Origin of the sequence: Streptomyces caniscabiei (assembly GCF_014930365.1) — a bacterium.
Classification (GTDB): Bacteria; Actinomycetota; Actinomycetes; order Streptomycetales; family Streptomycetaceae; genus Streptomyces; species Streptomyces caniscabiei.
The window spans coordinates 86,275-109,396 of record NZ_JABXWI010000004.1 but is presented as its reverse complement, the minus strand read 5'-3'; the positions used below and the strand labels follow the sequence as shown (position 1 = coordinate 109,396).

Genomic DNA, 23,122 nt, shown 5'->3' with positions numbered 1-23,122 from the left:
CTCTTCGTGGAGTGACTGCACGGGGCTCGCGGGGCGGGTTCAGACGTTGCGGCGGTACTGGCCGCCGACCTCGAAGAAGGCCTCGGTGATCTGCTGGAGGGAGCAGACCCGGGCGGCGTCCATGAGGACCGCGAAGACGTTGCGGCCGCTGACCGCCGCGTCCTTCAGGGCGGTCAGGGCCGCGTGGGCCTGGTCGCGGTGGCGGGCCTGGTGGTCCCTGACACGGGCCAGCTGGGACTGCTTCTCCTGCTCGGTGGCGCGGGCCAGTTCGATGGTGCCGGGCTCGGTGGTGTCGGCGTGGGGGTTGCGGAAGGTGTTGACGCCGATGAGGGGCAGGGTGCCGTCGTGCTTGCGCTGCTCGTAGAGCATCGACTCGTCCTGGATGCGGCCGCGCTGGTAGCCGGTCTCCATGGCGCCGAGGACACCGCCGCGCTCGCTGATCCGCTCGAACTCCTGGAGCACGGCCTCCTCGACCAGGTCGGTGAGTTCGTCGATGACGAACGAGCCCTGGAGGGGGTTCTCGTTCATGGCCAGGCCCCACTCCCGGTTGATGATCAGCTGGATGGCCAGGGCCCGGCGCACGGATTCCTCGGTGGGGGTGGTGACCGCCTCGTCGTAGGCGTTGGTGTGCAGGCTGTTGCAGTTGTCGTAGATGGCGATGAGCGCCTGCAAGGTGGTGCGGATGTCGTTGAAGTCCATCTCCTGGGCGTGCAGGGAGCGGCCCGAGGTCTGGACGTGGTACTTCAGCTTCTGGCTGCGCTCGTTCGCGCCGTACTTCTCCTTCATCGCCACCGCCCAGATACGGCGGGCCACCCGGCCCAGCACCGTGTACTCCGGATCCATGCCGTTGGAGAAGAAGAACGACAGGTTCGGGGCGAAGTCGTCGATGTGCATGCCCCGAGCCAGATACGCCTCGACGTAGGTGAAGCCGTTGGCCAGGGTGAAGGCCAGCTGGCTGACGGGGTTCGCGCCGGCTTCGGCGATGTGGTAGCCGGAGATGGACACCGAGTAGAAGTTGCGGACCTTCTGCTCGATGAACCACTCCTGGATGTCGGCCATCATCCGCAGGGAGAACTCGGTGGAGAACAGGCAGGTGTTCTGGCCCTGGTCCTCCTTCAGGATGTCGGCCTGCACCGTGCCCCGTACGTTCGCCAGCGCGTGCGCACGAAGCTCGGCCGTCTCCTCGGGCGAGGGGTCGCGGCCCTCGGCGGCACGGAAGCGGTCGATCCGCTGGTCGACGACGGTGTTGAGGAAGAACGCCAGGACGGTCGGCGCGGGTCCGTTGATCGTCATGGAGACCGAGGTGGTCGGCGCGACCAGGTCGAAGCCGTCGTAGAGCGCCTTCATGTCCTCCAGCGTGGCCACGGAGACACCGGAGGTGCCGACCTTGCCGTAGACGTCGGGGCGTTCGTCCGGGTCGCGGCCGTAGAGAGTCACCGAGTCGAACGCGGTGGACAGGCGGGTGGCCGGCTGGCCTTCGGAGAGCAGCTTGAAGCGACGGTTGGTGCGGAACGGATCGCCCTCGCCGGCGAACATCCGGGCCGGGTCCTCGCCGTCGCGTTTGAAGGGGAACACCCCGGCGGTGAAGGGGAAGTGGCCGGGCAGGTTCTCGCGGCGCCAGAAGTTCACCAGCTCCCCGTGGTCGGTGAACCGGGGCAGCGCGACGCGCCGGACCTTGTTCCCCGACAGGGACTCGCGGGTCAGCCGGGTACGGATCTCCTTGTCCCGGACCTTCACGACCTGTTCGTCACCGGAGTACGAGGCCACGACGGCGGGCCAGTTCGTGATCCGCTCCACGACCTCGTGCGGGAGCTGCCTGCGGGCGTCGTCGAGCAGTGACCGTACGTTCCCGGCGTCGGAGCCCGCCTCGACCAGTTCGGCGCCGACCAGGTCCAGGCGCTGTGCCCGCCGGGCCGCCTCGGCGAGCCGCTCGGTCTCGGCGTGGTAAGCGCGGACCGTGTCCGTGACCTCGGCGAGGTAGCGCACCCGGCCGGCGGGGACCACCTGGCGGATGCCGGAGGAGTGGCGTACGTCGACCGGCGCCGTCGCGCCCTCGGACAGCGGCAGCCCCTTTTCGGTCAGCGCGGCCTTCAGATGCTGGTGGAGCGCGGTGACACCGTCGTCGTTGAAGGTGGCCGCGGAGGTGCCGTACACCGGCATGTCCTCGGGTCGCATGCCGAACGCCTCGCGGTTGCGGACCAGTTGACGGCCCACGTCACGCAGCGCGTCCTTGGCGCCGCGCCGTTCGAACTTGTTGATCGCGACGACGTCGGCGAAGTCGAGCATGTCGATCTTCTCCAGTTGCGATGCCGCGCCGAACTCCGGTGTCATCACATACAGGGAGGTGTCGACGAACGGGACGATCGCCGCGTCGCCCTGTCCGATGCCCGGGGTCTCCACGATCACCAGGTCGAACCCGGCAGCCTTGACCACGTCGATCACGTCGGTGAGGTGCTCGGGCAGCTCACGGCTGCCGCGGGTGGCCAGACTCCGGAAGAAGACCCGGTTGCCGTCCAGGGAGTTCATGCGGATCCGGTCACCGAGCAGGGCGCCGCCGCCCCGACGGCGGGTCGGGTCGACCGCGATCACGGCGATGCGCAGCTTGTCCTGCTGGTCGAGGCGGAAGCGGCGCACCAGTTCGTCGGTGAGCGAGGACTTCCCCGAACCACCGGTACCGGTGATGCCGAGCACCGGCACGGTGCGTGCCGCCGCGGCATCGCGCAGCTGCCCCATGAGATCCGGGGGCAGCTTGCCGAGTTCGGCGCCGGTGAGGGCGCGGGCGATCGCGAACCGGTCGCCCGCGAGGACGTCGGCCGCGTCGGCCGCCCCGCTGTCCCAGAGGTCGAAGTCGCAGTCCCTGATCACCGAGTTGACCATCCCGGCCAGGCCCATGCGCTGGCCGTCCTCGGGGGAGAAGATGGTGACCCCGCTGTCGCGCAGCCGGGCGATCTCCTCGGGCACGATCACCCCGCCCCCGCCGCCCACCACCCGCACATGCTCCGCTCCGTGCCGGCGCAGCGACTCGACCAGGTACTCGAAGTACTCCACGTGCCCGCCCTGGTAGGACGAGACCGCCACACCGTGCGCGTCCTCCTCCAGTGCCGCGTCCACGACCTCCCGCACCGACCGGTTGTGTCCGAGGTGGATCACTTCCGCGCCCTGGGACTGGAGGATGCGCCGCATGATGTTGATCGACGCGTCGTGTCCGTCGAACAGGGCCGAAGCGGTGACCAGGCGGACGGGGTGCACGGGTCGGTGCAGGTCGCTCATGAGGGCCTTCCCGGACGGGATGGAGGAACGCTGGCGAGAGAGATACTAGGACGTCCTAGTAAATTGCCGGAAGGGGGGATGACGTGAGCAGCGGCACAGGGGCGGTGTGCGCGGTCAACTGCCCCCGCCCGCTCACAGGTCCAGGACGAGGCGCGGCCCGCACGAGCGCGAGACGCAGATGAGCATGGTGTCGCCGGCGGCCCGCTCGTCCTCGGTGAGCAGCGAGTCGCGGTGGTCGGGATCGCCGTCGAGGACATCGGTCTCACAGGTGCCGCAGGTGCCCTCCCGGCAGGAGGAGGCCACCTCGACGCCCGCCTTCTCCACCGCTTCGAGCACCGAGCGGTCCGGCGGCACGGTGAGGGTGAGCCCGGAGCGGGCGAGCTCCACCTCGAAGGCCTCGGCGGGGCCGGCCCCCGCCGTCTCGACCGGGGCGAACCGCTCGACGCCCAGCGTGCCAGGGGGCCAGCCCTCGCACTGCTCCCGCAGGGCCCGCAGCAGGGGTTCGGGACCGCAGGCGTGCACCAGGGTGTCGGGCTCGGGCGGGCCGAGGAAGGCGGCGAGGTCCAGCAGGCCGTACTCGTCCTGGGGACGGATCAGAACACGCTTCCCGTACGGGGCGAGACGGTCCAGGAACGCCATGGAGGTGCGGGTGCGGCCGCCGTACAGCAGTCGCCAGTCGGCTCCCGCGGCGTCGGCGGTCTCGACCATGGAGAGGACGGGCGTGATGCCGACACCGCCGGCGACGAACAGCTGACGTGCGGCGGGCCGCAGCGGGAAGTTGTTCCGGGGGCCACGCACGCGGACGGTGGAGCCTTCGCGCAGATGGTCGTGGACATGGGCGGAGCCGCCACGGCTGCGCGGCTCGCGCAGCACGGCGATCTGCCACACCTCGCGTTCCTCCGGGCGCCCGCACAGGGAGTACTGACGGATCAGGTCGCCGTCGGCACCGTCCAGGAGCACGTCGATGTGAGCGCCCGGCGCCCAGGACGGAAGTGTCCCGCCGTCGGGGCGGCGCAGAGTGAGGGAGACGACGCCGTCGGCGGCGGGGGTACGGCTCGCCACGGTGAGGACCGTCTCGGTCGGCGGTGGTTGGTCGTTCATGGTGCGTCCGCTTTCGGGGTTCAGGCCTGTGCCGGCACGTGCAGCAGCAGCGCGTCGCCCTGGCCGCCGCCCCCGCACAGGGCCGCCGCCCCGGTGCCGCCGCCGCGTCGCCGCAGCTCCGCCGCGAGGGTCAGCACCAGTCGGGCGCCCGTCATGCCGACCGGGTGGCCGAGCGCGATGGCACCGCCGTTGACGTTCACCTTCTCCGAAGGGATCTCCAGCTCTCGGACGGAGGCGAGGGCCACTCCGGCGAACGCTTCGTTGATCTCGAACAGATCCAGGTCTGCGGTCTTGAGCCGTCCGTCCCGGGACAGCGCGTCGAGGACCGCGCCGGCCGGCTGGACCAGCAGGGAGGGGTCGGGACCGGCGACCGTGCCGTAGGCGCCGATCTCGGCGAGCGGAGTCAGGCCCTCCCGCCGGGCGCGTTCCGCGCTCATCACGACGACCGCCGCGGCGCCGTCGGAGAGCTGGGAGGAGTTCCCCGCGGTGATGGTGCCCCCGCCGGAGAACGCCGGCTTCAGACGGCCGAGGCTCCCGGCCGTGCTGTCCGGCCGTACGCCCTCGTCGGTGTCCACCACCGTCTCGCCACGCCGTTCCGTCACCGTGAACGGGGCGATCTCCTCGCTCAGCGCGCCGGACTCCCGTGCGCGGGCGGCCCGTTGGTGGGAGAGCGCGCTGTACTCGTCCTGCTCCGCGCGGGTCAGGGCGTACGGCTGCTGGTACCGCTCGGTCGCCGCGCCCATGGAGACACCGTCGAAGGCGCAGACGAGGGCGTCTCGGTCGAGGGCGTCCTCGACGGCGGTCGCGCCGTACTTCCAGCCGGTACGTGCTCCGCGCAGCAGGTGCGGGGCGCCCGACATGGACTCCATGCCGCCCGCGACGACCACCTCGTGACGGCCGGAGGCGATCATGAGGTCGGCCAGGGCGATGGCGTGCAGACCCGACAGACAGAGCTTGTTGACGGTGCTCGCGGGCACGGAGAACGGGACCCCGGCGCGGATCGCGGCCTGTCGTGCCGGATTGGGGCCGGCCCCGGCCTGGACGACATGGCCGAGGACGACGGCTTCCACCGCGGCCGGGTCCAGACGCGCGGCGGCCAGTGCCGCGCTGATGGCGTGGGCGCCGAGGTCGACGGCGGACACGGTGCTCAGGGCACCCATCAGTCGGCCGATGGGTGTTCTGGCGCCGGAGACGATGACGGATCCGGGCATGCCGGGGCCTCCTGGAAGAGTGGGGCGGTCGGGCCTGGGGAACGCGGGCGGGCGGGTCAGGCGACCGCGTCGACGGCGCGGTCGGCGATCATGTGGGCCGTCTCGTTCACCGAGTGCGGGACGATCCGGCCGCCCGGCAGCCGCCGCACCCGGCAGATCGACGTGTAGCCGGGGTGGAACCAGAACATCCTGGGCAGGCCGAGCAGTGTCGCCAGATAGGTGTTGGTGATGCCGCCGTGGCACACGGCCGCGACCCGCCCGCCGGGATGGGCGTCGAGGATGGTGTCCATGGCCCGTGCGGCACGCGCGCGGAAGGCGTCCCAGTCCAGCTCCGGTACGAAGTCCTCGTACCGTCCCTCGGCGAGGGCCGCCGCCCGGGGGTCGTCCGCGCCGATCTGCTCCGGCGGGGTGTAGGGGTGTGAGACGTCCGTGTCCCACTCGCGCAGGTCGTCCAGCACGGTCGCGGTCATACCGGTGAGCCGCTCCAGGGGCGCCACCGTCTCGCGGGCGCGCCGGAACGGGCTGGTGTACAAGCCGTCGATGTCCTCGGCCCTGAGCCAGGCGGCGAGGCGCTCCGCCTGCGCGATGCCCTCCGGCGACAGCCCCGGGTCGTACACGCCCGCCAGGGGGAGGCCGTGCCGGATGAGGAGAAGTTCGGTCATGGATGGTCCTTCGGGTGACAGGTCGGCGGGGGCGGTGGGACGGTGGGGCGGTGGGACGGAGGCATGGGACGGATCGGCGGGACGGAGATCGTGACGGTCGAACGGTCGTCGTCGGGCCCCCCGCTCAGCCCGCGATGGTCCGCTCGGAGTGCCAATAGGGGCGGCGCATCGCCCGCTTGTCGAGCTTGCCCATCGCGTTGCGCGGCAGCTCCGGAACGAACTCGTACGCTTTCGGGCACTTGTAGGCGGCCAGTCGTGCGCGGCAGAACCGGTCCAGGTCCTCGGCCGGCGGCTCGTCGGCGCCCGCCACGACCAGCGCCCGCAACGACTCTCCGAAGTCCGGGTCGGGCACCCCGATGACCGCCACCTCGGCGACCGCCGGGTGCTGCCGCAGCACCTCCTCGCTCTCCGCCGGGTACAGGTTGACGCCGCCGGAGACCACGACGTCGGCGGCCCGGTCGGTGATGAAGATGTAGCCGTTCGTGTCGACGTAGCCGATGTCGCCGAGGGTGAAGACGCCGGGGGAGAGGTAGGCGGACTTCGTCTTCTCCGGGTCCGCGTGGTAGCGCACGCCCCGGTCCTCGGGTGCGCGGAACGCGAGGAGCCCACGCTCGCCGGGTGGCAGCGGCCGGCCGTCGTCACCGGTGACCAGCACCTCGAACGGGGGCTGTGCGCGCCCCACCGAACCGGGGTGCTCCAGCCACTCGGTGCTGCTGATGCGGGCCACGGTGCCAGCCTCGCTGGCGCCGTACGACTCCGTCAGCACCGGCCCGAACCACTCGATCATGGCCCGCTTGACGTCCGGCGGACACGCGGAGCCGGTGTGGGAGACCTGCGTGAGGCTGGAGACGTCGTACCGGGCGCGTACCTCGTCCGGCAGGGCGAGCAGCCGTTGGAAGTGGGTGGGAACCATGACGGTGGAGGTGACCCGCCACTTCGCGACACGGCTCAGGAAGATCGCCGGGTCGTATCTGCCGAGGACGACCACCTGCCCGCCGGCCGCGAGGTGCCGCAGCGACGTCAGCGCCGCGTTGTGCTGGAGCGGGCCGCACACCAGGTGCGGCCCGGGCGGGAATCCGGGCCGGACGGCGATCGCGGCCAGATACGCGGCGCTGTCGGAGATGGGGCCGCTCACCCAGCGCACCTCGGTGCCGCGCGCCCGGCCGGTGGTGCCCGAGGTGTAGACGAGGGGCGGTCGGGCGGGCCGGCCCTTCGGAAGGGCCCGTCCGGCGGGCGTGGCCGCCAGCCACAGGTCCCAGTCGAAGGCGTGCCCGATCGCCGTGGTTCCGTGCAGCACCAGAGGCAGGCCCAGCTCCCTCGCCGCGTCCAGGGCGGCACCCGCCCCGGCGGGGCCGGCGATGATGCCGGTCGCCCCCGCGTCGATGATCTGGTCCACCAGCTCACCCGGCGTCAGTTGCCGGGACGTGGCCACGGTCCCCACCCCGGCGCGCAGTCCTGCGAGATGGGCCACGACCGTCGGGACGGCGTTGTCGCCCAGGACGACGACCCGGTCATGAGGGCCGGGGGCGATCTCCAGCAGCCGCGCCGCGGCCCGCTCCACCTGGTCGGCGAGACCGGACCAGGACAGCACTTCCCAGTCGTCCACCAAGGCGGGTTCGTCCGGTGTCTCCCGGGCGCGACGGTCGAATGGCAGCAGCGACATGGCTCCTCCGGCGACTCCTCGGTCCTCTCCCACGTTCAGGGGAGAGGCGATGTCGAGACTGTAGCGTTTATCAAGAAAGTGCGGAACACTCTGATGCAAGCCGACGCGTTCATACATGCTCAAGCAGATGGTTCGGATTTCTTCCGATCACCATTACTGCAACTTCCGTCTGGTAAGTGCCGTCTCAAGGAGGAGCCATGTCCCAGCCCGATCCGGACACATGGCGCACCGCGGTCCGACAGTGGCTGACCACCATCCTCGAACCGGCGCGACCGACTCGGACCACCGGCGAGGCCGCCGGCCTCGCGGTGTTCCACAACCTTCCCGAGGACGAGGAGCGCCTGCTGCTGGAGCGTTGCCGCGCCTACCAGCGCGCCCGCTTCGACTCCGGGTACCAGGCCCTGACCCTTCCCCGTGACAGGGGCGGCGCCGGCCTGACCGCCGCCCACGCGGCGGCTTTCGCCGAGGAGGAGTCGGCCTTCGACGTCCCGCCGTCCACCGAACTGATCAGCGTCACGGTGCGCCTGGTCGCGATGGCGGTGTCCCTGTTCGGCACACCCGAGCAACGCCAGGAGCACGCACGCGCGTTCCTGCGTACGGACCTGCTCGCCTGCCAGCTCTTCAGCGAGCCCGGCGCCGGCTCCGACCTGGCCGGGCTGCGCACCCGGGCCCGGCGGGAAGGCGAGGAGTGGGTGATCGACGGACAGAAGGTGTGGACCTCGGGAGCGCAGTTCGCCGAGTACGGTCTGCTCCTCGCCCGCACCGATCCCGAGGTCGTCAAACAGGCGGGCATCACCGCCTTCCTGGTCCCGATGGACGCCCCCGGCGTGGAGGTGCGCCCCATCCGGCAGATGAGCGGCGGCGCCTCCTTCAACGAGGTCTTCCTCAGCGGGGTCCGCGTCCCCGACCGGCTCCGCATCGGGCGCCCGGGCCAGGGCTGGGAGGTCGCCACCGCCACCCTCGGCTTCGAACGGACCGCCTCCGGCAGCGGCAACCGGCGCAAGGGCGGCACCTTCACCGACGTTCTCGCCCTCGCCCGCTCGCTCGGCCGCACCGACGACCCGCTGGTCCGTCAGCACCTCGCCGACCTGTACGTCCGTACCGAACTGCGCGCCGCCACGGTGGACCGTGTCGCCCGCGCGAGCGCCTCCGGCGGCCGGCCCGGCCCCGAGGCGTCGCTGACCAAGCTGATGGCCTCCGACCTGCTCACCCGCACCGGGCAGGTCGCCGCGGAACTGATGGGCGCCCGGATCAGCGCCGACACCGAGGAGCCGGGCACGTTCGCCTGGACCGAGCACCTGCTCGGCGCCCCGGGCTACCGGCTCGCCGGAGGCACCGACCAGATCCAGCGCAACCTCATCGGCGAACGCGTACTGAGGCTTCCGCCGGAACCACGCGTGGACCGGGTGCCGTTCTCGCAACTCCCCGGCAGCTGAGCCCCCTTGGGCCTTCGGCCCGTCCGGCAAGCATTCGGCCCGTCCGGCAAGCACACGTTCGGCAAGCACAAAGGAGTGACATCGATGGATCTGGGACTGACAGGCGCGAAGGCGCTGGTGACCGGCGCGAGCCGGGGCATCGGCCGGGCGATCGCCGGCACCCTGGCGGCCGAGGGCTGCGCGCTGGCGCTGTGCGCCCGGGGCGAGGAAGCGCTCGCCAAGGCCGCGGCCGAACTGCGCGGCGAGGGAGCGACGGTGTTCGCCGAGCCGGTCGACGTCACCGACCCGACCGCGCTCGCGGGCTTCGTCGAGCGGGCGGCCGGTGAACTCGGCGGCCTGGACCTGTTGGTGTCCAACGTGTCGGCGGGCAACGTCAAGGGCCCCGACTCGTGGGAGGCGAGCCTGCGCGGTGACCTGATCCCGTTCGCGGGGCTGGTCGAGGCGGCCCTGCCCCACCTGGAGGCCTCGGAGCGGGCCGCGGTGGTCGTCATCGGCACCACCAACGCCTCCGACACCGCCCGGCCCGCCGGCGCCAACTCCTACTCCGCGCTGAAGGCCGCCGTCGTCCAGCACGCCTCGGCCCTCGCGCACGCCCTCGCGCCGAAGGGCATCCGCGTCAACACCGTCTCACCCGGCCCGATCGACTTCCCCGGCGGCGCCTGGGAGACCATCCGCACCAGCCGGCCGGAGGTGTACGAGGAGGTCCTCGCCAAGCTGCCCATCGGCCGCTACGGCACGGCGGAGGACGTGGCCGCGGCCGTGGCGTTCCTGCTCGGGCGGACCGGCTCCTTCTGCGTCGGCGTCAACCTCGTGGTGGACGGCGGGTTGCTGACCCGCGTCCAGTACTGAGCCGTGGCGGGCCCGGCCGGCCGGCTGGACGCCGTACTGGTGTGCGGCGGGAGATGGCACGACGTCGACTACGCGCGGCTGCGGCTGCTGGAACTGCTCGGTGAGCATCCGCGGGTCCGTACGACGGTCTTCCAGGACTACGACTGTGCCGCCGCGTTGGAGGCGGCCGATCTGCTGGTGACCTACACCTGTGACGTCCGGCCCCGCCCGGCCGAGCGGGAGGCGCTGGGGCGGTTCGTCGAACGGGGCGGGCGCTGGCTCGCCCTGCACGGCACCAACGCGGTGATCGACCCGCCCGCTCCCGGCGGCCCCCGGGTCTTCACCACCCCCCGGCTCCTCGGCGCCCTGGCGGCCGTGCTCGGCAGCCAGTTCCTCGCCCATCCGCCGATCGAGCCCTACGAGGTGCGGGTGACACGGTCCGGCCATCCGCTGGTCGCCGGCATCGAACCGTTCACGGTCAGCGACGAGTTGTACGTGTGCGAGCTGCACGGGGAGCTGGAGGTGCTGCTGCACGCCGAGTTCACGGGGCCGTGCCGGGGTTTCGCCGAGGGCGACACGGCGGCCCAGGACGACGCGCCTCGCCCGGTGCTGTATCTCAAGCGGCACGGTCTCGGCGAGGTCTGCTACTTCACCCTCGGCCACTGCCGGGGCCGCCACGACATGCAGGACCTCGGCGTGGCGGACACCGGGCGGGTGGACCGGGGGCCGTGGGAGACCGCGGAGTTCGTGACCGTGCTGCGGCGCTGCGTGGAGCGGGTGGTGGGGGAGGAAGGCCCCGTGGGCGGCTGAGCGGCGCGACGACGAGGGAGCAGTCGGGGGAGACGCCCCGTCCCCCGACCGGCACGACAGTCCCCAGCCCGCCGCGGGCGCCTGGGCCGTCGCTGGGGGCGACCCGGGCCGCCGGGGGGGGCACGCGAAGCGTCAACGAAGCGCGCACCTGCCAGGACGTCGGCCACCGGCCCCGCAGACCGGGCGCGGCACCCATGGCTGTCTTGTGGCGCGGGTCTTGGCTGCCGAGGGGCGGCCACCCGGCGCACTCACCGTGGCCCCAGAACCTCAGCACAATACGCTCGGGTGGTTTACCCGGCGCACCCGTCCGGCGTGCACGTGCTCTCGCATATCTTCGCTCCGTAGTCACGTGACTACGTTGAGTGAATGGAGACTGTGGATGCGTTCGACGCCTGTGGGCCGATGGGCGGGCCTCGCCTCAGCGATGCGGCCTGCCCGTGCCGGGGGTGCCACGCGGCCCCCTGCCTCCCGCCTGCGAACGAGAGCACTGGCCTTGGGGTTCACGCTGGCGGTGTCCGCGCTTGTGCCCTCGGGCTCCGCCGGTGCGGCTGATCAGTACCAGTGGGCCGCGATGGGTGACTCGTACACCGCCGGCGGGTTCGTCGGAGCCCCGCAGCCCCCGCTCGGCGATGCGTCGCGGGACGGCTGTGACCGCACCGCCGACGCCTACCCCGGCGTCGTCGAGCGGGAGCTCGACGAGTTCCCGCCAGGCAAGTACGTCCACCTGACCGACGTCAGCTGCGGCAACGCCACCATCGCCGACATCGCCAACACCAAGCAGACGCCGATCAGCCCGGTCCAGCCCCCCGCCGGAGGATGGCCCGCAGTGGACCCGCAGATCCAGCGAGCGAAGCTCAACGACTCGACCGACGTCGTCACCATCGGCGTCGGCGGCAACAGCCTGCCCTTCGGCGGCATGCTCCTCAAGTGCCTCGAACTGGGCGCGACGCCCGGCGAGTCCTGTCGCGAGTACTACGCCAGTCCTCCCGAGGGAGAGGAGAGCATCAAGGACAAGCTCGCCAGGGTCCAGGACGAGTACATCGAAATGCTGGCCAAGGTGCACGAGGCCGCACCCAACGCCAAGGTGATCACCGTCGGCTATCCGGCCGTCCTGCCCGAGGAGGGCACGGCCTGCAACCGCCTCGCCCTCACCGAACTGGGCTCGATCAAGCACGCCGACATCGACTGGCTCCGTGACGACGTCCTCAAGCCGCTGAACAGCACGATCCAGCGGGTCACGTCATTCTTCGGCGACCGCTACGTCGACGTCTACTCCTCCAGCGTGGGCCACGACGCCTGTGAGCCCGCCGGCACCAAGTGGGTCGAGGGAATCTGCGGCGACGCCGAGGACTACTGGCCCGCCAAGCTTCCCGGCACCCTGCTGAACTGCGGCCTCATCCACAAGCGCGTCACCTTGGTCCACCCCAACGCCGAAGGCCACGCCAACACCGCCGCCCACGTCGAACGAGCCGTCCGAATCGCCCTCCTCGAACGCTGACCAGCAGGCCGAACCCGACGCCAGAGCCACGGCATCCGCACGAAAACGCGTCCCCGGACATCCGGCCGACCGCCGCGCCCCGCGGCGGTCGGCACCTGCCGGCTGCTTGCCCCAGGACCGGGCCACCCCCGCTCAGCCGTGCGGCAGTACCACCGCGCGGCCGTTGATCTCGCCCGCGTGCAGGCGCTCGTACGCCACCGGTGTCTCCTCCAGGGAGAAGGTCTCCACGTGGGAGGAGACGAGCCCCTGCCGTGCCAGCTCGACGACCTCCATCAGCTCCACGAGGCTGCCCCAGTAGGGGAACGTCGCGGACACCTCGAACGGCAGACCTCCGCCGAAGCCGACCGCCAGCGTGCCCCCGCCGAGGCCGACGGTGGTCACATCGCCCTCCACCGCCACCGACGCGGCGGCGACGGCCAGCGTGGCTTCCGCTCCCACGAAGTCCAGCACCACCTCCGCTCCCACCCCGCCGGTGAGCTCCCGGATCCGGCCGGCCGCCGCGTCGTCGGAGAGCAGCGCCTCGTGCGCGCCGACGGTCGTGGCCAGTTCCAGCTTCTCCTTGCTCACGTCGAGGGCGACCACCCTGGCGGGCGTCAGCGCGCGCAGCAGCTGCACGGCCAGATGGCCGAGCCCACCGACGCCGATCACGACCGACGTACTGCCCGGTACCAGCTTGGGCAGCGACCTTGCGATCGCGTGATACGGCGTCAGCCCGGCGTCGGTGAGCGGTGCCGCCTGCACCGGGTCGAGCCCGTTCAGCGGCACCAGATGGCGGGGCGAGTCAACGAGCATGTACTCGGCCAGGGCGCCGGGCCGGCCGAGCCCGGGCGGCATGATGCCGAGTCCGGCGGCGTGCGGACAGCAGTTCTCCTTGCCCTGCCCGCACTTGCGGCAGCGACCGCAGCCCCACGGCCCGTACACCGCCACCGGGTCACCCTCCGTCAGCCCCTCGACCCCGCTGCCCAGCGCCGCGACGGTGCCGGCCCCCTCGTGGCCGAGCGTCATCGGCAGCGCGTACGGGAACTGCTTCTCGGGCCAGCCCATGACCGCGAGGTCGGAGTGGCACAGCCCCGCCGCCGCCACCTTCAACAGCACCTGACCGGGACCGGGTTCGGGCACGGGGACCTCGACGACCTCGGGCGCCTGTCCTACCTTCCGGTACTGCACAGCCTTCATCATTCCTCGATCTCCTTGCTGGGGGCAGGCGCGGCGGCGCCCTCCGTGGGAGGGGCAGGGGTGACACCCGAGGGGTTTCCCGTTCGGCGCCGCAGGACGGCCGGCAGGGTGATCCGGCCACCCGTCAGGACCAGCGCGACGATGAGGACCGAGCCGGTGAACAGGCTCGCGGCCCACGGGGCGCTGGTGGCGAGTCCGAGTCCGGTGACGCCGGTGCCGAGCAACAGGACGGCGAGCACCGTGCCCCAGGCGTTGAAGCGTCCGGCGCGCAGCTGCGTCGCCCCGACGAAGGCCGCCGCGTAGGCCGACAGCAGATACGGGGTGCCCGCGGTCGGCGATCCCGATCCGACCGCCGACGCGAAGACGACCCCGGCAGCGCCGGAGAGCAGTGCGGAGGTCACCAGGGTCAGGAACCGCAGCCGGTCGGTGCGCACCCCCTGCAGCCGTGCCGCGTCGGCGTTGAAGCCGGTCGCGTACAACCGTCGCCCGGTGGCGGTGTGTTCCAGCAGGAACCAGATGGCCACGGCGGCGAGCAGCAGGTACAGCACCGGCAGCGTGATGCCGCCCGCGTCCAGCTGGGCGATGCTCGCGAACGGCTCGGCCAGCAGTTGTACGCCGGTGATGGAGCTGTCGTTGGTGACCATGGTGATCAGCGACTGGATCAGCGCGCCGGTCGCCAGGGTGGCGATGAACGAGTCGACGCGCAGCACCACGACCACGACGCCGTTGACGACCCCGATCAGCAGCGCGGCGGTCATCGCCAGGGCGATCGCGGCGGAGGGGCCGAGTCCGGCGGTGACCAGGAAGTAGGCGGTCAGCACGCTGGTGAGCGACATGGTGTAGGCGACCGAGAGGTCGAAGACCCGGGCGGCCAGCGGCGGAACGACGCTGAGGGCCACCAGCCCCGCCACGGCGTTGCCGTTGAGTACCTGCTTGACCGTGGTGACGGTCGGGAACGTCTCCGGTGCCCAGACGGAGAAGAGCACGGCGATGACCAGCCACACGTACACGGCGCCGATGTTCCGGAACGACAGGGCGGCCACCGCCCGCCGGACCGGTGCGGCCGGGACGAGCCCCGGGTGCCGGTGCGGCGCGGGCGGCCTGAGCGCCGCCGGCCGGGTCGGGGTGGATGTCATGTCACTCGGTTCCTTCCAGGACTCATGTCATCGGTTCCTTCCGAGGGTCATGTCACTCGGTCCCTTCCATGGCGTGCACCAGCGCGGGCTCGGTGATGTCGGGGCCGCTGAGCTCCCGTACGATCCGGCCCTCCCGCACCACCAGGACTCGGGTGCACAGCGCGAGCAGGTCCTGGGTGTCGGAGGAGGAGACGATGACGCCCATGCCCTCGCCCGCCTGACGCTCTATCAGGTCGTACAGCTGCAGACGGGTGGCGATGTCGACGCCCGCCGTGGGTTCGCACAGCGCCAGCACCGGCGGGCGCTGGGCGAGGCAGCGGGCCATGACGACCTTCTGCTGGTTGCCGCCGCTCAGCGTGGTGATGCGGGCCCCGCGGCCCGCCGTGCGCACCCCGACCCGCTCGATCCACTCCTCGGCGAGGACCGACTCGCGGCGCCGGTGCAGCCGCCCGCCCCGGGCACGGAGCCGCCGTAGGAGGGGGAGCGTGAGGTTCTCGCCGACCGAGAAGTCGCCGATCACCCCCTCGGCCGTCCGGTCGGCGGGGACCAGGGGCAGGCCCAGCCCACCGGCGCGGCGCGCGTCGGTCCAGCGTTCGGAGCGCTCCGGCAGCCGCAGCCTGCCGCTCACCCGCCCGGCATGGGCCCCGCACACCGCGTACGGCACGATCTCGTGGCCGGAGCCGACCAGCCCCGTGATGCCCAGGCGTTCGCCACCGGCGAGGTCGAAGCCGATGCCGCGCAGGGGGCCGGCCCACAGGTCGCGGACCTCCAGCACGGCCGCGTCGGTGCCGGGCCGGGGAGCCGGGCGGTGGTCGGTCTCCGACCCCTCGCCCGCCATCAGCTCCGCCAGTGAGCGCGGGGTGAGTTCGTCGACCCGGCGCGTGGCGATCCGGCGCCCGCCGCGGATCACGGTGACCCGGTCGGCGAGCGCGAAGATCTCGTCCATCCGGTGCGAGACGTACAGCACGCCGGCGCCGGCGTCACGGACCTCCCGCACGATGTCGAACAGGCGGGCCACCTCACCGGGCGGCAGTACGGCGGTGGGTTCGTCGAGCACCAGGACACCGCGGCGGCCCTCCCAGCCCTGGAGCGCGGCGGCGATGGCCACCACCGCGCGCTGGACGGGGGTGGCCGTCGTCAGGGGCCGGCGGACGTCGATGCCGAGGCCGAACCGTTCGACCAGCGCGGTCGTGCGCCGCTCCATCTCCGGCCAGCGGATGTTGCCGAGGGCCGTACGGGCGAAGCCACGGCTGAGCGCGAGGTTGTCGATGGCGCTCAACTCGCCCACCAGCCCCAGTTCTTGGTGGACGAAGCGGAGCCGGTCGTGCCGGGAGGCGGTGACCTGCCCGAGGTCGAACGGTTCGCCGTCGAGTTCGGCGACCGCTCCCGGCTCCGCGTGGTGGTATCCGGCGAGAATCTTGATGAGGGTGGACTTGCCGGAGCCGTTGGGGCCGATCAGGGCGTGGATCTCGCCCTGCGCGACCTCCAGATCGACGTCCTTGAGGGCCTGGGTGCCGCCGAATCTCTTCGACAGGGCGGACACCCGGAGCACCGGCCCGGTCAACTCAGGCCCCACAGCGCCTTGAACTGCGCCTGGTAGTCCTCGACGATCGGGAAGTCGCCGTCGGCGGAGGGCAGGTTGTCCTTGGTGACGAGCATGTTGGGCAGCTTCGCGTGCTGGTCCACGTCCATGGGCTGGCCGGTGAAGTGCCGGGCCAGCGCGTCGGCCTGGAGCCATGCCGTCTCGTGGGAGTTCAATGCCATCGCGCCGTCGGTGAGACCGCTCTGGATGTACTGGTAGTTCTGCGCGTCACCGACGTTGACGACGATGTGCTTGCCGGTGAGGCCGGCGGTCTTCAGCGCGGCCGGAACGCCCACGTTGAGCAGGCCGAGGGAGAAGACGACGTGGGTCACCTTCGGGTGCGACCGGAGGTAGGACACCACGCGGTCCGGCATGTCCTTGCCCACCGCGGTGATCGGCACGTCGACCTGGTCCAGAGGACAACCGGCGCACCACTTCTCGTACTTGGTGGCGAAGGAGTCCTTCACGGGCTTGAGGATCGTGTAGGCCGGGAGATCGAAGTAGACGGTGTTCGCATTGGCGCCGCTGTCCGACACCACCCACGAGGCGAGCATGTCGCCCTGCACGGCGACGTCGTCCGGCCCGTTGCTGAGCAGGGAGATGCCGTCGCCGAGCAGGTCGTCGGCGTTCGACTGCAGGACGGGGATCTCGGCGGCCTTCAGTTGGGCCAGCTGCTTGGCGTAGACGGCGCGCGGGAAACCGGAGGCGACGACGGCGTCCGGCTTGTCGCGCAGGGCCTGCTCGTAGGCGGCCTGGACGGACTCCGGCGTGCCCTGGGTGGCGATCTGCTTCACCTTCCAGCCCAGCTCCTCGGCGGCCTCGGTGAAGAAGTCCGCGAGGTCCTTGCAGGACTGGACGCCGCACAGGATGAAGTCGATCTCCTTGCCCTTGGGGATCTTCTTGCCGACGGGCTCGGTGACGGGGATCGTGGCCGGGCGCTCGGAGAACTTCTTCAGCGCCGCGCGGGCCGCCGTCAGGCCGGGCGAGTCGGGTGCCGCCGCCTGTGAGCTGCCGGCGGCCGGAGTGGAGTCGTCACCGCAGGCCGCAAGGCCCAGCAGGGCGGTGACGGACACGAGCGCGGTGACGGCGCGGCGGACCGCGCGACCGGGTGTGGAACTCATCGTCGAGTACTCCCGTGGTGTGGCGCCTGCGCTGCCGCGGTCCGCGTCGCTCCGCGAACGCGGCAGTCGGCTTCGGCCAGGCGGATCCCTGTGCCGCCCGGGACGGGACGGCGCGTATGGGGGCTTGAGGGGAAGCGGGCTGCGTCGGTAGCCGGCGTGGGGCACGGCGCGGGCCGTCAGGATGGTCCCGCGGCACTGTGTCCGGGACGAGCCAGAGCCGACCCGGACGAGAAACTTATGAGGCACTACAGCCTCAAGTGCGTCGGAGTGTGACATGCCCCGACTGGATTGGGGAGGGGGTCGCCGTAAGAAATTCCAGGCCCGGCGGCGGTTTCTGCGGTGACCTCGCTGTATGCGCCCCGGTCCATCGTCACGACTGTTGCTCCCGGCCAGGGCAGCTAACTACACTCACTCTAAAGTTTCTGCCGGAGGAGAGATGATGGACGAAACGTCGGAGTCGGGTACCGCACGGTGCCCAGGGCCCAGCGTCCAGGACTACCTCGACCAGGACAGCCGGCCTGTTCCCGCCGCCCTGAGATTCGAGCGGAACGATCACCTCGGCAGCGAGGACATCGACACCACCCGCTTCACCTCCCGTGAGTGGGCCGAACGCGAGATGCGACAGGTGTGGCGGCGCGTCTGGCAGTTCGCCTGCCTGGAGAGCGAGATCCCCGAGGTCGGCGACCACGAGATCTACGAGATCGGCGACGACTCGCTGATCGTCGTGCGCACCGCCCCAGGCGAGATCCGCGCCTTCGTCAACGTGTGCCTGCACCGCGGCCGCAAACTGCGTACCGCCGGCGGCAACGTCGGCGAGCTCCGCTGCCCCTTCCACGGCTTCGCCTGGAACCTCGACGGCACCATGCAGAGCCCGCCGTGCGCCTGGGACTTCCCGCATGTCGACCCGGAGAAGTTCGCGCTCCCCGAGGCCCGCGTGGCCACCTGGCGCGGCTTCGTCTTCATCAACATGGACCCCTGCGCGGAGTCCTTCGACAGCTACCGCGGCACCTTCGACGACTACTACATCTGGCCGCTGGAGAACCGCTACAAGTCCCTGCACATCGCCAAGGTGCTGCCCTGCAACTGGAAGATCGCGCAGGACGCGTTCATCGAGTCCTTCCATGTGATCGCGACCCACCCGCAGATGCTGCCGTGGCTCGCCGACGCCAACTCCCAGTACGACGTGATGGCGGACCAGCCGAACTGGAACCGGATGATCAACATCCAGGGCGCGCCCAGCCCGCACGTGGCCGACTCCGTCACGGAGGAGGACGTGCTGGAGACCTTCTACGACTCGCGCGCGTTCTACTCGGCGGCCCAGGGCCGCGACCTGGTACGGGGGGAGGGCGACGAACTGCCCGCGATCCCGCCCGGCGGCACCGCCCGCCAGGTCCTCGCTCAGCGGATGCGCGCGCAACTGGAGACCACCTCCAGCCAGGACTTCTCCCAGACCCCCGACACCGAACTGCTGGACGCCATCAACTACCTGCTGTTCCCCAACTTCAACCCGTGGGGCGGCGCCAAGTCCAACATCATCTACCGGTTCCGGCCCCACGGCCTCGATCCGGACTCCTGCACCGCCGAGATCATCTTCATGTCGGCCCCGAAGGAGCCCGGCGAGACGCCGCCTCCGGCGGAGATCCGCTGGGTGCCGGAGGACATGCTCTTCGCGGACATCCCCGAACTCGGCGTGCTCGGGCCCGTCTTCGACCAGGACTGCGAGAACCTGCCGTACGTGCAGCAGGGCCTGAAGGCGATGCGCAAGCCGGGCATCACTCTCGCCAACTACCAGGAGAGCCGAATCCGCCACTTCAACCGGACGCTCGACCACTGGATGGACAAGTGACCCACCGCGTCGCGGTCCGGCCCTCCGGAGAGGAACTCGAACTCCTCGACGGCGAGGACCTGTTCACCGCCGCCGGGCGGCTCGGCTACCGATGGCCGACCCTCTGCGGCGGCAAGGGCACCTGCCGCACCTGCTTCGTCCGGATCGAGGAGGGCGCCGAGAACTGTTCCCCCGTGGACCCGCTGGAGCGCGAGGGCATCGAGGCCCTGCGCAAGCCGGTGGACGGCCTGACCCGGCTCGCCTGCCGGCTCCGGGTCGAGGGCCCGGTGACCGTGACCAAGCGCGGCGTACGCCGCCGAGTGCAGGAGTGAGGCCCCATGTCCAAGCAAGTGATCCACCCACTGACCGGGCATGTGTACCGGCTCACCGAGGACGGTCTGGTCGAGGTGACCGACCCGAAGACCGGCGCGCGGGGCGTCTTCGACTTCCAGGCCCGTTGGCAGTCGGGCGAACTGCGCCACGCCGACCTGCAGATGGCCGGCTGGGTGGGCCGGCTCGCCCGGCGTCGCGGTGCCGCGCAGCCGGGTGAGTGACCCGGTGACACCCCGCACCACCCGGGTGGTCTGCCTGGTGCGCCGGCCCGATGGGGAGCCGGTGCCCGGTGACTTCGCCGTCGAGAAACGCCCGCTGCCGCCCCTCGGCGCGGGCCAACTGCTCGTCCGCAACCTCTACATGAGCGTCGACCCGTCCATGCGTGGGCGGCTGGAGAGCACCGAGAAGCACTACACGCACAACTTCACCCCCGGCTCGCCGCTAGACGGCCGGGCTCTCGGGGTCGTCGAGGAGAGCCGCTGCCCGTCGGTACCGGCGGGCGCCTTCGTCCGGCACCAACTGGGCTGGCGGGAGCGGGCCGTGCTGGACGCCGGGGACACCGACGGCGCGGATCGCATCGACCCGCGCCTCGCCCCGCTGCCGACCTGGCTCGGGCTGCTCGGCCAGACCGGATTCACCGCGTACGTCGGCCTGACCCGGATCGCGGAACTCCGCCCAGGCGACACCGTCTTCGTGTCCGCGGCTGCCGGGGCCGTGGGCACCGCCGCCGGCCAGTTCGCGCGCCTGCTGGGCGCGGGCCGGGTCGTCGGGACGGCCGGTGGGCCCGACAAGTGCGCCCTGCTGGTGAAGGAGTTCGGCTACGACGCCGCCGCGGACTACCGGACCGAGCCGGTGCGCGAGGCGCTGGCCCGGCTGGCACCCGACGGTCTCGACGTCTACTTCGACAACGTCGGCGGCGAGCAGCTCGCCGCCGCCCTGCACGCGCTGCGCACCGGTGGGCGCGTCGCCCTGTGCGGCATGATGTCGCAGTTCGGCGGCGAGCGACGGCCGGTGGACATCAACCAGTTGATCCAGGCCGTCCTCAAGAGGCTGACGCTGCGCGGGTTCATCGTCCGTGACCACGACGACCTGCGGCCGGAGTTCGAGCAGCGGGTCGCGCACTGGCTGGCCGACGGCCGCATCACGGCGCGCGAGACGGTCGTGGACGGCCTGGAGAGCGCCGCCGGCGCGCTGCTGTCCCTGCTGGACGGCGCCAACGTCGGCAAGATGCTGGTACGGCTGGGCTGACCCCGGTGAACCGAACGGCGCCCCCGACGGGGGCGCCGTTCTCAGCGCATGGGGTGGGAGGCGGCGACGGTGTGCGCCGTCAGGGAGACCCCCACGCGGGTCAGCCCCGCCACGGCCGCCCGGAAGTCCTTGATGTGCGCGGTGGAGAAGTGCTCGTCGAGGGCGCGCTGCGAGGTCCAGTGCTCATACACCCGGATGCGCCGCGCGTCGGTGGGGTCGGCGGTCATGGCGTAGTCCAGACAGCCCGGTTCCCGCTCGCGGGTGTGCCGGCCCAGCTCGACGAGGGCCGCCAGCATGGTGTCGCGGTCACCGGGTGCGTAGTCCATCCAGCCGGCGACGATGATCTCCTCGGCCACGGGGCTCCTTTCGCGGTCAAGTCGTCGGGCCCGCCGCCCCGGGCAGGGGAGCGGCGGGCCCTCGGTGTGTGCTCACGCGCCGAGCGGCGCCGGGACGTCATCCACGGAGTTCACGTCGTCCACGGAGTCCACGGAATCCACGGAGTCCACCGTGACCGTGCCCCGGTGGCCGTCGACCGTGATCAGCATCCCGTCCCGCAGCCGCCTCGTCCCGCCTTCGACGGAGATGACGGCCGGGATGCCCAGTTCGCGGCAGACCACGACGGCGTGGCTGTTGAGCGCGCCCACGTCCACCACGGCCGCCCCGGCGACCAGGAACAGCGGGGTCCAGGCCGCGTCCGTGATCGGCGCGACCAGCACCTCTCCCGGCTCCAGCGCCTCGCACGAGGCCGGGTCGGTGACCACCCGCACCCTGCCGGTGTACGTGCCGTGGCTGCCGCCCACACCGCTGAGCACGTCACCCTCGACCGCGGCCTCGGTACGCTCCTCGGCGCGCCGCGGCCAGCTGTCGATCTCGGTCCGGGAGTCGTCGGCGATGAAGAACGGCGGCTCCAGCTCGTGCAGCCCGGCGTACTCCTCCAACCGCCGCGCGATGACCGGGCCGAACGGCTCCGGGTCGGCGACGTAGTCGTCGAGCTCGGTGTCCAGCAGCATCATCACGTCCCCCGGCTCGGCGAAGCGCCCCGCCTCGACGCCCCGGCGGCCGAGCTCGCGCACCGCCATACGGATCTCGTTGACGACGGTCACACAGTTCGCCTTGGTGCGCTCGCGGGCCGGGATCCATACCTGGGAGGCGTGCATGCCGGCGTCGAACATCGGCTGCGCGTCCTCGGGCAGCGCGGCCCGGATCTCCGCCGCGGTCCGCTCGCGCCGCTCGGTCAGCCGAACCCGCCGGGCGGCCGGCGAGTCGTCGGCGGAGCTGTGCCGGATCCGGTCGACCAGCGCCAGTGCCTGGACCGGCGCCGCCTCCCACGACAGCGCGTGGATGTCCCACTCGTTGGGGCCGCGGTCGCCGGACGTGGCCAGGAACTCCTCGAAGGCGTCACGGAACGCCTTCACGTCCCCGATCGCCCCGTCGAGCGCCCGTTCCACGGCGGCCGGACCCTCGTCGAACAGCGCGGTCAGCTCCACCGAGGTCGCCACCTGGCGGGACAGGGTCCACAGCCCGTCCGAGGGGGAGGCCGAGTCGACGTCGCCGAGACCGCCGATGAGGTCCAGCATCGCGTCGGAGCGGTCCACGCTCGCGCACAGCGGTCCGAGGATCGCGGGTCCCACGGACGCGGGCAGCGACGACTCGACGTGCCGCTGGAACGTCGTCTCCACGTCGTCCAGCAGCGAGCGTGCGTGCGCCACCAGTTCGGCGTCCGACAAGCGGGTCAGGTCCGGCCGGTCGCGGCGCAGGCGGCGCAGTCGCTCCCGGTCGGCGTCGGCTTCCGGGAAGCCGGACTGCCCCAGCATCCGCTGGAGCGTGCCGCCGGCCTTGGCGGTCAGCTCTCCGTCCTGGTCGTCGGGGTGCGCCACGTACACCGGGGTGTCGGAGCGCTGGCCGACGAACGCGGCGTCGATCTGGTCCGCCGTCTGCCCCATACGGATGCCGAACAGCCGCATGTGGGACAGGTTGAGGTAGAAGTAGCCGCCGAACATCCCGACGAACGGCGGTCGGGGGCCGGCCACCTCCTCCTCGCGGTAGATGCCGAAGCCGACGAAGCCCTTGCGCCAGCCGTGCAGGCCCCGCCCCCAGACCAGGGTCCAGCCCAGCGGGCTGGCCGGCTCGGGGAGGGTCTCGCCCGCGTTGGCCCGGGTGTAGTGCGGCAGCCGCTCACTGCGCTGCCAGTCCGTGATCCAGCTCTTCATGACCGAGGGTCT

General features: G+C 71.6%; 19 protein-coding genes. 8 read left to right on the top strand and 11 right to left on the bottom strand.

The window, feature by feature from the left end:
• Positions 1-39 precede the first annotated feature (39 nt).
• The 5 genes from icmF to HW837_RS12185 all read right to left on the bottom strand — a co-directional run bounded on the left by icmF (position 40) and on the right by HW837_RS12185 (position 7,907).
• Entirely contained in the window at positions 40-3,270 is a 3,231-nt protein-coding gene (icmF, locus tag HW837_RS12205) for a fused isobutyryl-CoA mutase/GTPase IcmF (protein WP_045561957.1), read from the bottom strand.
• A gap of 132 nt (positions 3,271-3,402) precedes the next feature.
• Positions 3,403-4,371: a PDR/VanB family oxidoreductase gene (locus HW837_RS12200; protein ID WP_193379769.1), complete on the bottom strand. Its 969-nt coding sequence runs from the start codon at positions 4,369-4,371 to the stop codon at positions 3,403-3,405.
• 20 nt (positions 4,372-4,391) lie between these two features.
• Positions 4,392-5,582, bottom strand: a complete 1,191-nt coding sequence (locus tag HW837_RS12195) for an acetyl-CoA C-acyltransferase (protein ID WP_193379770.1) — start codon at positions 5,580-5,582, stop codon at positions 4,392-4,394.
• A 56-nt stretch (positions 5,583-5,638) separates the two neighbouring features.
• On the bottom strand, positions 5,639-6,244 hold the full coding sequence (locus HW837_RS12190; RefSeq protein WP_193379771.1) for a histidine phosphatase family protein: 606 nt from the start codon (positions 6,242-6,244) through the stop codon (positions 5,639-5,641).
• 124 nt (positions 6,245-6,368) lie between these two features.
• Positions 6,369-7,907 carry an AMP-binding protein gene (locus HW837_RS12185; RefSeq protein ID WP_045561961.1) on the bottom strand — a complete coding sequence of 513 codons (1,539 nt, stop codon included), beginning with the start codon at positions 7,905-7,907 and terminating at the stop codon, positions 6,369-6,371.
• A 197-nt stretch (positions 7,908-8,104) separates the two neighbouring features.
• On the opposite strand from HW837_RS12185, the gene HW837_RS12180 reads away from it, so the two are divergent.
• From HW837_RS12180 to HW837_RS12165, 4 genes are all read left to right on the top strand, one after another.
• The gene (locus HW837_RS12180) at positions 8,105-9,343 is read left to right on the top strand and encodes an acyl-CoA dehydrogenase family protein (protein WP_193379772.1); all 1,239 of its coding nucleotides are present in this window, start codon (positions 8,105-8,107) and stop codon (positions 9,341-9,343) included.
• Positions 9,344-9,427: 84 nt separating this feature from the next.
• Positions 9,428-10,192 carry an SDR family NAD(P)-dependent oxidoreductase gene (locus HW837_RS12175; protein ID WP_193379773.1) on the top strand — a complete coding sequence of 255 codons (765 nt, stop codon included), beginning with the start codon at positions 9,428-9,430 and terminating at the stop codon, positions 10,190-10,192.
• Between the two features lie 3 nt (positions 10,193-10,195).
• Entirely contained in the window at positions 10,196-10,981 is a 786-nt protein-coding gene (locus HW837_RS12170) for a ThuA domain-containing protein (protein ID WP_193379774.1), read from the top strand.
• Between the two features lie 511 nt (positions 10,982-11,492).
• Complete coding sequence (locus tag HW837_RS12165; RefSeq protein WP_234442768.1) at positions 11,493-12,479, top strand: SGNH/GDSL hydrolase family protein; 987 nt, start codon at positions 11,493-11,495, stop codon at positions 12,477-12,479.
• A gap of 132 nt (positions 12,480-12,611) precedes the next feature.
• On the opposite strand, the gene HW837_RS12160 is transcribed toward HW837_RS12165, so the two are convergent.
• The 4 genes from HW837_RS12160 to HW837_RS12145 are packed head-to-tail and all read right to left on the bottom strand — an operon-like array spanning position 12,612 to position 17,494.
• Complete coding sequence (locus HW837_RS12160) at positions 12,612-13,655, bottom strand: NAD(P)-dependent alcohol dehydrogenase (protein ID WP_193379821.1); 1,044 nt, start codon at positions 13,653-13,655, stop codon at positions 12,612-12,614.
• Positions 13,655-14,791 carry an ABC transporter permease gene (locus HW837_RS12155; protein WP_052683109.1) on the bottom strand — a complete coding sequence of 379 codons (1,137 nt, stop codon included), beginning with the start codon at positions 14,789-14,791 and terminating at the stop codon, positions 13,655-13,657. The genes HW837_RS12160 and HW837_RS12155 overlap by 1 nt, the downstream gene beginning before the upstream one ends.
• A 52-nt stretch (positions 14,792-14,843) precedes the next feature.
• The gene (locus tag HW837_RS12150; protein ID WP_193379775.1) at positions 14,844-16,334 is read right to left on the bottom strand and encodes a sugar ABC transporter ATP-binding protein; all 1,491 of its coding nucleotides are present in this window, start codon (positions 16,332-16,334) and stop codon (positions 14,844-14,846) included.
• Between the two features lie 17 nt (positions 16,335-16,351).
• Entirely contained in the window at positions 16,352-17,494 is a 1,143-nt protein-coding gene (locus HW837_RS12145; protein ID WP_193379776.1) for a substrate-binding domain-containing protein, read from the bottom strand.
• 439 nt (positions 17,495-17,933) lie between these two features.
• Between HW837_RS12145 and HW837_RS12140 the strand changes: the two genes are divergently transcribed.
• Genes HW837_RS12140 through HW837_RS12125 form a run of 4 tightly spaced genes read left to right on the top strand, consistent with a single transcriptional unit; the run spans position 17,934 to position 20,900 of the window.
• Positions 17,934-19,340 (top strand): aromatic ring-hydroxylating oxygenase subunit alpha, encoded by a 1,407-nt coding sequence (locus HW837_RS12140; RefSeq protein ID WP_234442769.1) that lies wholly within the window; start codon positions 17,934-17,936, stop codon positions 19,338-19,340.
• A complete protein-coding gene (locus HW837_RS12135) occupies positions 19,337-19,651 on the top strand; it encodes a 2Fe-2S iron-sulfur cluster-binding protein (RefSeq protein WP_045561969.1) in 315 nt (104 codons plus the stop codon). Before HW837_RS12140 ends, HW837_RS12135 begins: the two co-directional genes overlap by 4 nt.
• A 6-nt stretch (positions 19,652-19,657) precedes the next feature.
• Positions 19,658-19,873: a hypothetical protein gene (locus HW837_RS12130; RefSeq protein WP_045561970.1), complete on the top strand. Its 216-nt coding sequence runs from the start codon at positions 19,658-19,660 to the stop codon at positions 19,871-19,873.
• Between the two features lie 4 nt (positions 19,874-19,877).
• On the top strand, positions 19,878-20,900 hold the full coding sequence (locus HW837_RS12125) for an NADP-dependent oxidoreductase (RefSeq protein ID WP_078853850.1): 1,023 nt from the start codon (positions 19,878-19,880) through the stop codon (positions 20,898-20,900).
• A gap of 41 nt (positions 20,901-20,941) precedes the next feature.
• On the opposite strand, the gene HW837_RS12120 is transcribed toward HW837_RS12125, so the two are convergent.
• Positions 20,942-21,256, bottom strand: a complete 315-nt coding sequence (locus HW837_RS12120) for a putative quinol monooxygenase (RefSeq protein ID WP_052683111.1) — start codon at positions 21,254-21,256, stop codon at positions 20,942-20,944.
• A 72-nt stretch (positions 21,257-21,328) separates the two neighbouring features.
• Positions 21,329-23,110 (bottom strand): PEP-utilizing enzyme, encoded by a 1,782-nt coding sequence (locus tag HW837_RS12115; protein ID WP_045561971.1) that lies wholly within the window; start codon positions 23,108-23,110, stop codon positions 21,329-21,331.
• Between the last annotated feature and the right edge of the window lie 12 nt (positions 23,111-23,122).